The organism is Rhodococcus sp. DN22 (assembly GCF_036669995.1).
GTDB lineage: Bacteria > Actinomycetota > Actinomycetes > Mycobacteriales > Mycobacteriaceae > Rhodococcus_F > Rhodococcus_F erythropolis.
The window spans coordinates 85321-98353 of the sequence record NZ_CP133326.1 but is presented as its reverse complement, the minus strand read 5'-3'; the positions used below and the strand labels follow the sequence as shown (position 1 = coordinate 98353).

Annotated in this window: 10 protein-coding genes; 3 read left to right on the top strand and 7 right to left on the bottom strand. The window is 63.6% G+C overall.

Going from position 1 to position 13033, the window contains the following annotated elements; translation table 11 throughout:
* Nucleotides 1-4: 4 nt before the first annotated feature.
* Entirely contained in the window at nt 5-604 is a 600-nt protein-coding gene (locus RA302_RS00385; RefSeq protein ID WP_030536672.1) for a histidine phosphatase family protein, read from the top strand.
* Here the strand turns inward: RA302_RS00385 and RA302_RS00380 are convergent, their stop codons facing one another.
* From RA302_RS00380 to RA302_RS00355, 6 genes are all read right to left on the bottom strand, one after another.
* On the bottom strand, nt 605-1594 hold the full coding sequence (locus RA302_RS00380) for an oligopeptide/dipeptide ABC transporter ATP-binding protein (protein WP_030536673.1): 990 nt from the start codon (nt 1592-1594) through the stop codon (nt 605-607).
* Complete coding sequence (locus RA302_RS00375) at nt 1594-2691, bottom strand: ABC transporter ATP-binding protein (protein WP_021342346.1); 1098 nt, start codon at nt 2689-2691, stop codon at nt 1594-1596. Before RA302_RS00375 ends, RA302_RS00380 begins: the two co-directional genes overlap by 1 nt.
* Nucleotides 2688-3782: an ABC transporter permease gene (locus tag RA302_RS00370; RefSeq protein WP_007735813.1), complete on the bottom strand. Its 1095-nt coding sequence runs from the start codon at nt 3780-3782 to the stop codon at nt 2688-2690. Before RA302_RS00370 ends, RA302_RS00375 begins: the two co-directional genes overlap by 4 nt.
* A complete protein-coding gene (locus RA302_RS00365) occupies nt 3775-4731 on the bottom strand; it encodes an ABC transporter permease (RefSeq protein WP_003943571.1) in 957 nt (318 codons plus the stop codon). The genes RA302_RS00370 and RA302_RS00365 overlap by 8 nt, the downstream gene beginning before the upstream one ends.
* Before the next feature lie 127 nt (nt 4732-4858).
* On the bottom strand, nt 4859-6478 hold the full coding sequence (locus RA302_RS00360) for an ABC transporter substrate-binding protein (protein ID WP_003943605.1): 1620 nt from the start codon (nt 6476-6478) through the stop codon (nt 4859-4861).
* Between the two features lie 182 nt (nt 6479-6660).
* Nucleotides 6661-8256, bottom strand: coding sequence for a Na+/H+ antiporter (locus tag RA302_RS00355; RefSeq protein ID WP_030536674.1), 1596 nt, complete (start codon nt 8254-8256; stop codon nt 6661-6663).
* 26 nt (nt 8257-8282) lie between these two features.
* Here RA302_RS00355 and RA302_RS00350 point away from each other — a divergent pair, with 26 nt between their 5' ends.
* Both RA302_RS00350 and RA302_RS00345 read left to right on the top strand, forming a co-directional pair.
* The gene (locus RA302_RS00350; RefSeq protein WP_080712747.1) at nt 8283-8603 is read left to right on the top strand and encodes a UBP-type zinc finger domain-containing protein; all 321 of its coding nucleotides are present in this window, start codon (nt 8283-8285) and stop codon (nt 8601-8603) included.
* A gap of 292 nt (nt 8604-8895) precedes the next feature.
* Nucleotides 8896-11208, top strand: coding sequence for a pyruvate dehydrogenase (locus tag RA302_RS00345; RefSeq protein ID WP_030536675.1), 2313 nt, complete (start codon nt 8896-8898; stop codon nt 11206-11208).
* A 73-nt stretch (nt 11209-11281) separates the two neighbouring features.
* On the opposite strand, the gene RA302_RS00340 is transcribed toward RA302_RS00345, so the two are convergent.
* The gene (locus tag RA302_RS00340) at nt 11282-12901 is read right to left on the bottom strand and encodes an ABC transporter substrate-binding protein (protein WP_030536676.1); all 1620 of its coding nucleotides are present in this window, start codon (nt 12899-12901) and stop codon (nt 11282-11284) included.
* Nucleotides 12902-13033: the final 132 nt, after the last annotated feature.

The following is a 13033-nucleotide window of genomic DNA, read 5'->3' as shown; positions in this document are numbered from 1 at the left end:
GTAGGTGCAACTACTCCTGATCCGACACGCGCTCCCCGAACTGGCCGAGGTCACCGAAGGCCGCGCAGATCCCTCGCTGACCGACGAAGGTCGTGCCCAGGCACTACGGCTGCCCGCAGCACTGGCGCCGTACCAGATCACCGGACTCTTCAGCAGCCCGCAGAAGCGCGCACTCGAGACCGCAGCCCCGGTAGCGCAGATATTGGGCCTTCCGGTCACCCAGCGCGAGGGTCTGGCGGAATACGACTACGAGCAGCCGCACTACATCCCGATGCACGAGGTCCTGGAGCGGGCGCCGGAAACCTATGCGCGAATCAAAGCCGGCTGGCTCCCCGAGTCGGTGGACGGCGACGCCTTTCGTGCGCGAGTCCTCGGTGCGATCGACGAGATAGTCGCGGCAACGGACAACGACGCCACCGTGGCGATCTTCTGCCACGGCGGCGTCGTCAACATCGTTCTGCAGGAACTGCTCGGACTGGAGCGCCCGTTGACCTTCCCGATCGAGTACGTGTCCGTCACGCGCATTCTCGTGTCGCGTAACGGAAGCCGCAGGGTCGGGTCGATCAACGAAACCGGTCACGTACGCAACATGCTTCGCGTGTAGTCACACGTGGTGGCACGCCACCTGATGGCCGCCCTCGACGAGACGCAGCTCGGGAACTTCCTCGGCGCAGAGATCAGTAGCCAGCGGGCACCGCGTGCGGAAGCGGCAGCCACTGGGCGGATTGAGCGGCGAGGGCAGTTCGATGACCTTCTGCTCGACGTTCTGCGCCGCGGTGACGGTGGCGTCGGGATCGGGAATCGACGCCAGCAGTAGCTGCGTGTACGGGTGCAGCGCGCGGTTCTGCATGTCTTCTGCGGGAACGATTTCGCAGACGCGGCCCAAGTACATGATCATCACGCGGTCACTGATGTTCTTCACGACGGCCATGTTGTGCGCAATGAACAGCAGCGACAGCCCGTGACGCTTCTTCGCGTCCTCGAGCAGGTTCAGAATCTGCGCCTGCACGGAGACGTCGAGACTCGAGACCGGCTCGTCACAGATCAGGACCTTGGGGTCGACCATCAATGCGCGGGCGATGCACACGCGCTGGCACTGACCACCCGAGAGTTCGCGTGGGGTTCGGTCCCACACCATGTCCGGGTCCAGCCCGACCTCGGCAAGAACCTCGCGCGCCCGAGCTTCGATGGCGGCCTTGTCTTTTCCGCCCCAGATCGACGGACCCTCGGTGATGAGAGCCTTGACCTTGCGTCGTGGGTTCAGCGAGGAGATCGGGTCCTGGAAGATCATCTGCAGCTGAGTGCGGCTGCGACGCAATTCTTCCGCACCCAGTGCCGTCATTTCCGTCTCTCCGAGGCGGATCGAGCCCGACGTCGGTGAGGGCAACTGCATGATCGCCCGGCCCGCCGTGGACTTGCCACAGCCGGATTCACCGACCACGCCCAAGGTTTCGCCCGGCGCGACGGTGAAACTGATTCCGGACACGGCGTGAACGGTCTGCCCCTTGCCGACGTTGAATTCGACAACCAAGTCCTCGACCGTCAGGGCCGCGTCCACCGTCTCAGGCTTTCTGGTATCCACTGATGCAGTCATCAGACCATCTCCTTCACCGCGAGCGTCAGGCCCGCTGCGGTAGTGCCGGCCTTCTCGTTGGCGACCAATGCCGTTGTGCCTTCAGGGGTGTCGACCGGGTAGTGGCACGCGAACGTGTGGCTTTCGGTTGTGTTGTCCCCCGGTCCGCCGGGAGCCAGGGCCGGGTCGCCGGTCAGGCAGTCGTCCTGGGCGTACCGGCAGCGAGCCGCGAAGCGGCAGCCGGTGATCGGCTTCGTCATGTCCGGGAGACCGCCCGGAATTGTCTGCAGCACTGTGTGCGTCGGTGACTCGAGTCGCGGAATCGCGGCCATCAGCGCTTCGGTGTACGGGTGGCGAGGACGAGTGAACAACTCTTCGGTTGCCGACGTTTCCACGACGGAACCGGCGTACATGACGGCGACACGATCGGATCGGCCCGAGACCACACCGAGGTCGTGGCTGATCAGGATGACGGCCATGTTGAGCTTGTCGTTGAGTGAGGCGAGCAGATCGAGAATCTGCTTCTGCACCGTCACGTCGAGAGCGGTGGTCGGCTCGTCGGCGATCAGCAGTTTCGGCTCGCAGGCCAGGGCCATCGCGATGACCACGCGCTGTCGCATACCGCCCGAAAGTTCGTGGGGGTACTGGTCGAGCCGACGCTTGGGCTCGGGGATACCCACCATCGACAGGAGTTCCGCTGCGCGATCGCGGGCCGCGTCCTTCTTCAGACCCAGGTGGAACTTCAAGGATTCGGTGATGTGGGTACCGATGCGCTTGAACGGATTGAGCGAGGTCATCGGATCCTGGAAGACCATGGCGATCTCGGGTCCCCAGAAGTGCTTCATCTCCGACTTCTTCATCGTCGACATGTCGCGGCCGGCAAACGTCACCGTCCCGCTGATGTCGAGAGCCGGACCCTTCTGGAGCAGTCCCATGATGGTGCGCCCGAGAACCGACTTGCCGGAACCGGATTCACCCACGATGCCGAGAGTTTCGCCGGCAGAGACGTGGATCGAGACACCGTCGACTGCTCGCAACTGGCCACGGGGAGTGGCGAATACGGTTCTGATGTTGTCCGCCTGCAGCAGCGGAACGCCGTGCTGAGCTGAAGTGGTCACAGCTTACTCCGATACTTCTCGCCGATGAGGTTGAAGGAGAACACCGTCAGGAAGAGGAAGACGCCTGGTACCAGGACGATGAACGGATGCTTCTCCACGATCCCGCCCTGACCTTCCGCAATCATGTTGCCCCAGGTCGGATCAGGTTGTGCGATACCGAGTCCGAGGAAGCTCAGTGATGCTTCCGCGACGATCAGGCCGGAGACGGCCACCAGGCCGAGCGCGGCGACGGGAACGAGGACGTTGGGAACCAGCTCGCGCCAGATGACGCGCCATTTGGTGGCGCCCATGGCTCTCGCGGCAAGCACGAACTCCCGTTGGGCGACGACGATGGTGTTTGCCCTGGCGATTCGAACCATGCTGGGAATGCAGAGAATCGACAGTGCGAGGGTGATGTTGCGCAGGTTCGACGTGAGTACCGCGGCCAGTGCGATGAGCAGCACCAGAGAAGGAATGGCCAGCAGCGAGTTGGTCAGGATTCCGACCACGGCGTCGACCTTGCCACGGAAATAGCCGGCCATGACGCCGATGGTGCCACCGATGATCATGCCGATCAGCACGGCGCAGATGGCCACGGTCAATGAAGCGCGAGCACCGAACAGGGCGCGGGCAAGCAGGTCGAGACCGAAGTTGTTGGTACCCAACGGATGATCGGAGAGCAGGCTCGGCGATGCGAAGCCCGGCTCGGCCAAGGTCTTGACCGTGTCCTTGTACTCACCGAGTGGCAGCAGCGGCGCGAAGATCGCGGCCAGGATCAGCGCGACCAGCCAGATGCACGCCAGCCAGTACGAGAGATCGAACTGACTGCCCCACTTGGACGTACCGAGTTTGCCGAGCCCCTTGAAGAGGAAAACCAAGGCAACGAGCGCGAGCACGATGCGGACGGTCATCATGATCGCTGAACCGAAGAGTGCGGTGCCGAGCAGCGCAACGCCGACCACTGTGAGAATCGATCCGATCAGGACCAGATTCTTGGGCTGTTCCAGCGTCTCGACGGGACCGGGAGCCAGCAGGACTGTCTGCTGCCGGTATGTCATCACCTCGGACGGGGCCGGCGACGGGGCCGCTCCGTCTGGCGTCACTTCAGACATGGACACGACGACTCCTCGGGTCAAGATAGGTGTACAGAACATCGATCGCACTGTTGACGAGGACGTAGATGACCGCGATCACGACCACCGCGCCCAGCAGCATCGGCGAATCACCCTGCTGCGCTGCGCGGACGATGAGCGTGCCCATTCCGGGCAGTGAGAACAGCGTCTCGACGATCACGGTGCTGCCGATCATGCCGCCGAGAGCCAGACCCATCATCGTGATGAGCGAGAACGACGACGGGCGGAGCGCGTCGCTGAAAAGCACTCGCAGCGTGGGCATTCCCTTGGCCTTCGACGCGAGGATGTAATCCTCACGGAGCGTCGTCACCAGGTCGGATCGGAGAACGCGAGTGAACATCGCCATCTCGAGGAGGCTGATGGTGATCGCGGGAAGTATTGCGTGTGAGAGGTTTCCGGAGAGGCTGTCGCCGATGCGCACCCACTGTGATCGCGGGAACCAGCCGAGCCAGTTGACGGTGACCATGATCAGCAACAGACCGGCGAGGAAGCTCGGGACGGAAAGAACACCGAATGTCGCGGCGCTGATGACGCGGTCGATGACGCCGCCTTCGTGGTGCGCCGACCAGAGTGCGAGCGGAACTGCGACGACGAGTGCGATGACCAGACCCATCACTGCCAACTGAACGCTGACGGGGAGAGCGGAACTGATCGCGGTGAGGACGTCCTGCTGCGGGGGAACGAGCGAGTTGCCGAGGTCGCCCTGGAGAGCGCTGGTCAGCCAGTCCCAATAGCGAACCAGGAGTGGATCGTTGAGTCCGAGCTGCTGCCGAACTTCCTCGTACTCGGCAGGCGTTCGGCCTTCACCGAGAACGGAGACAGCGGGATCGCCGGGAATCAGTGATGCCAGCACGAAGGTTCCGAAGCTGACGATCAGGATCACAATGACGAGCTGGCCCAATTTCTTACCTATTGCGCCGATGTTCATCGATTTCGTCTCCTTCGTACAGCGAGCTCGCAATACACAGCAGTTCCTCTGATTTCATTTCTTTGTTCGCAGCCGGCCCCGATCCGCTGCAATACGGGCGCGGGGCCGGCTGTGAACTTCAGGCTCTCTAGGACTTCCAAGCTCCGTCGAAGAGCACGATTCCGTCGAGGCTCTGCTCGAGTCCGTGAACGTTCTGGTTCCACACGTCGAGTGCGGCGACGTTGCCCCACACCTGCCACGGGACGGTCTCGTTGGCGCGTTCCTGGATCTGTGCCAGGACTGCCTTCTTGTCCTCGTCGGTGGTTGCGACGCCCAACTTGTCCAAGAGAGCATCCATTTCGGCGTCGGAGTAGCCGGTCGCGTTGTTACGGCCACCGGACTTGATGCCCGTGTACAGACGCTCGTAGGGATCGGCCTCGGCGAGGCTCAGTGCTGCGGTGCTCATGTCGTAGTCGTGATCGGCGTACATCCGCTTGACCAGATCACCTGCACCGGTGACGTATTCGATCTGAGCGTCGAAGCCGACTGCGTTGAGCATCGCCTGGATGGCCAGAGCCGTTGCCTGTGCGGACGGTTCCTGGATGGAGAGGAAGGTGATCTTTCCGTCGTAGCCGTCGGCCTTGGCCTGATCGAGCAGTTCCTTCGCCTTGGCGGGATCGACGCCGATCGGTGCGACGTCGTTGTGCCAGCGCGAGGTGTCCTGGAAGATCTCCTGGCCGGGCAGTCCCTTGCCGTTGTTGACGCGGGTGTTGAGCGTCTCCGGATCGACGGCCAGCGCCATCGCCTGGCGGACACGGACATCCGAGCCCGGGCGGCCCGGGGCCATGTTCACGTTGGCGATGTAACCGAGCGACGGGATGTCGACGAAGCCGGGGTAACCCGACTCGATCAGATCCAGGATCGGGGTGAGCGTACGCATGTACGCGGCGTCGATGCCGCCCGTCTTGAGTGCTTCGGCGGTGGGCTGAGCTCCGACGATGCTGATCAGCTTGAGCTTGTCGATGTTCGGTGCGCCGTCGTAGTAGTCGGGGCGAGCAGCCAACAGCAGTTCCTCGTTGGGAGCGAACTTCTCGAGGGTGAAGGCGCCGGCGCCGATCGGGGTGAACTGGTCACCCTGCTGGGCGCTCGGGGCGACGATCATGCCGGGTCCGGTGGCGAGCATCGACTGGATGCCTGTCCACGGATCAACGAGGTTGAAGACCACGGTCGTCGCGTCGGGGGTGTCGATCGAGGCAACCTTGGAAGCCCACAGGCTCGACTGAGGTCCCTTGTTGGTGACGTAGCGGTTGATGCTGTCGGCGACGGCCTTCGAGTCGAGAGCTGTACCATCGCTGAACTTCACACCGTCGCGGAGCTTCAGCGTCCAGGTCTTGCTGTCCGAACTCGCTTCGAGCGACTGAGCGAGCTTGGGCTCGAACTTCTGCCCGATGGGGTCGTAACGCATGAGCACGTCGTAGATGGCGCTGAGCTCGCTGCCACCGGTGGCGCCGGCAACCTGAGCCTTCGCGGGATCGAGAGTCGTGACCGCCGAGTAACCGCTGAACGTCAGCGTGCCGCCCTTGGTGGGAGTGCCGGGATCAGCCTGCTCGTTGACCATGCCGATCTTCAGCGAGGAACCGGAATCAGCGGATTCGCCGCCGCCATTGCTCGAGCCGTTGTCGGCGCACGACGCCAGGAACATACTTGCGGTGATCGCCAGCGCAGCCGCAGCCAATCTGCGACTTCCGCGGCGGGAACTACGACTCATTCGAATGCCTCCAAGGCGGGGTAAGACCGTGACGTGATGTTGAACACGAAACAGTCTGTGATGGGAGGCACAGAAAATTGGATCGAGTCTCGCTCAGTGGAATCGGTTAAGTTGCAGGCCTCAACAGTCAGGTAAACCGACCCTGGCCAGCGGTTACCTTCGTGGACAGCAGACCAGCCGGTCTAGTCCCGGTCGAGCGTCGCTTCCTCGAGATCGAGCTCGCGAAGCACCTTCCGGAGGACCTCGTCGTCGATCCGGCCGGCATCGCGTTCGGCGATGAAGACGCCTCGCTCGGCATCGATCATCTCGAGGCGCAGCGAGCGGAAGGCGTTCGACGGGCTCTCCCCCAGATCCTCGTCGCTGCGTCCCAGTCGCTCCCACGCCGAGTTCGCGCGGTGGGTGTTCCAGCTTCGCAAGATGTCCGCGGCACGATTGCGGACCTGAGGGACGTCGTCGGCGTCGGCTCCGACCAATTCGTCCAGCCGCGCCGCAGCGGCCCGTGCAGCCTTGTCCTGGGCTGCCGCCTCGGCGCGGGCGTCGGACTGCTCTTCGTCCCCCTGCACGCCGAGGACACGGATCACCCACGGCAACGTCAGGCCGTGCAGCAACAGCGTGCCGACCACGACGACAAACGTCAGGAAGAGGATCAGCGACCGCCCCGGGAAGTCCTCCCCACTGTTGACCGTCAGCGGAATGGCGAAGGCAGCTGCCAGCGACACGACCCCTCGCATACCGGCCCACGACACGACGAACACCGCCCGCGCCGAAATCTCCGGCTCCCTCGCTCGAATACGCGGCGACAGCCAGCGCGGTACGTACGTGAACGGGAACACCCAGGCGATTCGGACCACCACGACGGTCACGAGAACGGCAACCGACGCCCAGACGACGATCGAAGTGCTGTACCCCTGCAATCCGTTGACGACACTGGGCAATTGGAGGCCGATCAACAGGAAGACGAACGACTCCAGGATCAGGTCGACGGCCCTCCACACTGCCGTGTCCTGCAAACGCGTCGCATAACTCGCGCGGGTGGAGCGCTGGCCGAGGAACAATCCGGCTACGACGACCGCGATGACGCCCGACGCGTGGACCTCTTCCGCAGCGAGGTAGGTGAAGAACGGCACCACCAATCCGATTCCGCTCTCCATCACCGGATCCTGGAGCTTGCCGCGAACCTTCGAGATGACGAACCCCACCGCGAGGCCGATCACCGTTCCACCGACCGCCGCGACGAGGAAGGTCTCGAAGCCGCCGATCAGCGTCGCACCCGTACCGACGGCAGCCGCGAGAGCGACCTTGTACGCCGTCAGAGCGGTGGCGTCGTTGAGCAGGCTCTCCCCGCCCAGCAGGGTCATGATTCGGCGCGGCAGGCCGAGCTTGCGTCCGATTGCGCTCGCGGACACCGCGTCCGGCGGCGCCACGATGGCGCCGAGAACCAGAGCAGCCGCTATCGAGAACTCCGGCACGATCAGGTAGGCGACAAAGCCCACCGCAGCCGTCGTCGCCAGGGGAAGCCCCACCGCGAGAAATCCGATCGGACGCAGATTCGAGCGCAAAGCCAGGTATGAACTGTCCAGTGCTGCCGAGTACAGAAGTGGAGGCAACACGACGAACAGGACGAGGTCTGGATCGAGTTCCAATTCCGGAACACCCGGTATCTGACAGGCGATCAAACCGACCAGGACGAGGATCAGCGGCGAAGACAGCCCGAACCTTCGCGCGACCGCCGCCACCAGCAACGCCGCTACTACAACCCCCAGTAATATGCCGTTCACCCTGGCAGCATGCAGTATGGAAGGCGATGAAGAAAATCCTGACGCGAGCAGCAGCTCGCACACAGCAGCCCGCACCCGCTCCCACCGGTTGCGAGGAGCTAACCAATGCGCCCGAAACAGACCCGGCGGCGCTGACGCCCGGCGTCTGCCAGGAGTGCGCCGAGTTGGGTGAGGATAACTGGTCTCACCTGCGCATGTGCCTGTCCTGCGGCCACGTCGGATGCTGCGATTCCAGCCCTCATCAGCACGCCACCAACCACTACCGCGAAACCGGGCACCCGGTCATGCGCTCACACGAGCCCGGCGAATCCTGGCGCTGGTGCTACGTCCACGACCTGATGGACTGACCGCGCGCGACTGGCGGTGCACTGCGCATAGTGCCCACCTGTCACGGCGCACAGCCCTCGGTGTTGCGCACATTGCTCAATCCACCGGGTAGCTATTGCCCAATCTGTATGCCGATGATGGACTTTGACGCAGAATCTGCACAACAGATCGACAGGTGCGGCTGGACTTTGCCGCACCGAACGGTTCGGCCTCAGGAAGTCCTGCCAAACATCACAACCACATCGTCGGCCCCACGATCTGGGGTACAGGCGGTGCGGTGATCGATGTCCACTACTGAAGGCAGGACCGGCCGTGAACAGCCCCAACATCGACCAGAACGCTCCCGAGTCACTGGCGGAGATCGAGAAGCGCGTTCTGTGGTTGTCGACCGCGATGATCCATCACGCCAACCGTGTCCGTCCGAATCCCAGCGGGCTCAAGGTCGGCGGCCATCAGGCCTCGTGCGCGTCGATGGTCTCGATCATGACGTCCCTGTGGTTCGGCCAACTTCGTTCCGGCGACCGGGTTTCCGTCAAGCCGCATGCGGCGCCGGTGCTCCACGGCATCAATTATCTGCTCGGTGAACTCGACGAGTCCTACCTGACGACTCTGCGCGAATTCGGGGGCCTGCAGAGCTACCCGAGTCGATCGAAAGATCCTGATCCGGTGGATTATTCGACCGGTTCGGTGGGCATCGGCGCGACGGCTCCCATCTGGGGCGCCATCGCTCGCCGATACGTCGACGCCTCCCTCGGCGGCGCCGGAACCGGGCGTCAGTACTCCCTGGTCGGTGACGCCGAACTCGACGAGGGCGCTGTGTGGGAAGCAGTTCTCGATCATTCGGTTGCCGAACTGGGTGAGATCGTGTGGATAGTCGACCTCAACCGCCAATCACTCGACCGGGTGGTGCCGAACATCGCGGCAACCCGCCTGGAGCGCATGTTCTCGGGTGCCGGCTGGCAGGTCATCACCGTGAAGTTCGGTGCGCTGCTCGAATCACTGTTCACCCGGCCGGGCGGCACCGCGTTGCGCGAACGAATCCTGGACATGCCGAATCCGGAGTACCAGCGCCTGCTGCGATGCACGGCCGACGAGGTACGTCTGAGACTGCCCGGCGACGCGGCGGACGCCGACGCGATCACGGCGCTGATCGACGACCTCGACGACGCCACGGTGCTCGAAGCCATCCGCAATCTCGGTGGCCACGACCTCGACGCTCTGCGAGAGGCGTACGCACAGATCGACGACACCCGTCCCACCGTGATCATCGCGTACACGATCAAGGGTCGGGGTCTGCCGACGCAGGGTCATCCGCAGAACCACTCGTCGCTGCTCACCGCCGAGCAGTTCGAGCACCTGGCGTCGGAACTCGGCATGGATCCGTCGAATCCCTGGGAACGGTTCGAGACCGACAGCCCGTCCGGCCGCATCTGCGCCGAAACCGCTGGGCGCCTGGCTCGCCCGAAGGTGGAGCATCTGGTGCCCCCGGCAGTTCCGAAAGACATCGGCCGTACGCCCTCCGGCACGTCCACCACTCAGGCAGCTCTCGGCCGGGTACTACTCGACCTGAGCCGCGAAGCGCCGGACGCCGCGAAACGTGTTGTCACACTGAGCCCGGACGTCAGTTCCACCACCAACCTCGCAGGCTGGCTGAACAAGGTCGGCGTGTGGTCCCCCGACGAGCGGCACAACTGGTTTGCCGACGACGCCGAAACGATCATGCACTGGCGTGAGAAGCCCACCGGTCAGCACATGGAACTCGGCATCGCCGAGACCAACCTGGTCGGACTGATGGGCGAACTCGGTGCAACCTGGAGTCGTTGGGGCCAGCCACTCTTCCCCATCGGTGTGATGTACGACCCCTTCATCGAGCGGGCTCTCGAACCGTGGTCGTACGGCATCTACGCCGGTGGCCAGTCGATCATGGTCGGCACTCCGTCGGGCGTCACCTTGGCCGCCGAAGGTGGTGCACACCAGTCGATCAAGACCCCGTCCATCGGACTGGAACAGCCGGGTTGCACCAGTTTCGAACCGGCATTCGCCGTCGACGTGGAGTGGACGCTCCTCGACAGCATCGGACGCCTCGGTCGCCCGGACGGCAGCTCGTCGTATCTGCGCCTGTCGACCCGTCCGGTCGATCAGGCCCTGGCCGCGGTACCGACCGATCCGGCTGCGCGAGAACGCCGTCGACGTCAGGTGGTGGCCGGGGCATACACACTGCGGCACAACCCTGATCCGGCCGTCACCCTGGTCGGCATGGGTGCCACCGTCACCGAAACACTGGTCGCAGCCGAAAGACTGGGCGAGCAAGGTATTTCCGCCGACGTCGTGTGCGTGACCAGCCCCGGCTTGCTCTTCGAAGCGCTCCAATCGCGGCGCGGTCTCGCGGACGGCCCGTCGTGGATCCTGGATCAGGTCTTTCCGAGCAGCCGGTCCGCGCCGATGGTGACTGTTCTCGACGGACACCCGCACACCCTCGCGTTCCTGACGGGAATCAACAACGTTCCGGGTGCTGCGCTCGGAGTGAGCCGGTTCGGTCAGGTCGGTTCACTCGAGGACGTCTACCGGTACCACGGCCTCGACTCCGACAGCATCGTCCGCGCCGCCCTCGATCTCACTTCTTGATCGATCACACTCACTGATGCCGAGAAGCGTCCCCGCAGGGACGCTTCTCGGGTCCAGTCAGTTCTTCAGCTGTCTAGTTCTTCCAGGCCTTGTCGAAGAACATGATTCCGTCCAGGCTCTGCTGAATGCCGTGGACGTCCTGTCCCCACACACCGAGCCACGGGGTGTTGCCGTAAACCTGCCACGGCACAACCTCGTTGGCGCGCTCCTGAATCTTGGCGAGCACCTCGATCTTCGAGTCGGTCGACGTCGCGACACCCAACTGGTCGAGCAGCGAATCGATCTCGGGGTCGGAGAAGCTCGTGGCGTTGTTTCGTCCACCCGACTTGAGATTGGAGTACAGACGCTCGAAAGGATCGGCTTCCGCGAGGTTGGCGGAACCTGTTGCCATGTCGAAGTCGCGGTCGGCGTACAAACGCTTGACGACGTCGGCAACCGAGTTGACGTACTCGATCTGGAAATCGAATCCGACGGCGTTGGCCATCGACTGCAGTGCGAGAGCCATCGCCTGCGCCGAATTCTCCTGCAGCGTCAGGTATGTGATCTTGCCGTCGTAACCGTCAGCCTTGGCCTCGTCGAGAAGCTGCTTCGCCTTGGCGGTGTCGACGCCGATCGGAGCGACGTCGTTGTGCCAGCGAGAGGTGTCCTGGAAGATGACCTGCCCGGGCAGACCCTTGCCCTCGTTGAGTCGGTTGTCGAGTGCGACGGGATCGGTTGCGAGCGCCAATGCCTGACGGATGCGCACGTCGGCACCGGGACGACCGGGTGCCGTGTTCACCAGCGACAGGTACGACAGCGACGGAATGTCGACGAAGCCCGGGTAGCCGGAGTCGATCAGATCCAGCACGTTCGGTAGCGACCGCATGTACGCGACGTCCGTGCCGCCGCTCTTGAGCGATTCGGTGGTGGACTGCGAACCTACGATGCTGATCAACCGCAGCTTGTCCACGTTCGGGGCACCGTCGAAGTAGTCCTCCCGAGCGTCGAGGATCAATTCCTCGTTGGGAGCGAACTTCTCGAGGGTGAAGGCACCCGCGCCGATCGGGGTGAACTGATCACCTTGCTGGGCGCTCGGCGCGACGATCATGCCGGGGCCCGTCGAGAGCAGTGACTCGATACCGGTCCACGGGTCGACGAGATTGAAGACGACCGTCGACGGATCCGGAGTGTCTACCGACGCGACCTTCGACGCGTACAGACTCGACTGCGGTCCCTTGTTGGTGACGTAGCGATTGAGGCTCGCCGAGACGGCCGCCGAATCCACCGGCGTCCCGTCGCTGAACTTCACACCGTCACGCAGTTCGAGGGTCCACGTCTTGAAGTCGGAACTCGGCTCCATCGACTCTGCGAGCTTCGGAACGAATTCCTTGGACGCCGGGTCGTACCGCAGGAGCGTGTCGTAGATCGCGCCCAACTCCGAACCGGCGACCGAACCGGCGATCTGAGTCTTCGCCGGATCGAGATTGGTGACGGCGGAGTACCCGCTGAACGTGAGGGTGCCGCCCTTGACCGGATCGCCCTCGCCGGACTGCTCGTTGACCGGGCCGATGGACAATCCCGAACCGGAGTCCGGTGCGTCGCCGCTCCCACCCCCGTTCCCGCCGTCAGCGCACGACGAGACGAACAGGCCGGCGGAGACTGCCAGCGCGACGGCGGCAACCTTGCGGTGACCGCGCCGAGAACTGCGACTCATTCAAAACCTCCAGGTCAGAAACTGTGATGTGAAGCATTGTCGAGACAGTTTGTGACTTAAGGCACAGGTATTAGTCGCAGGTCCCGCTCAGTGGAATGAAGCGCGACGATTCGTCAGTTTCGAGCGACATTC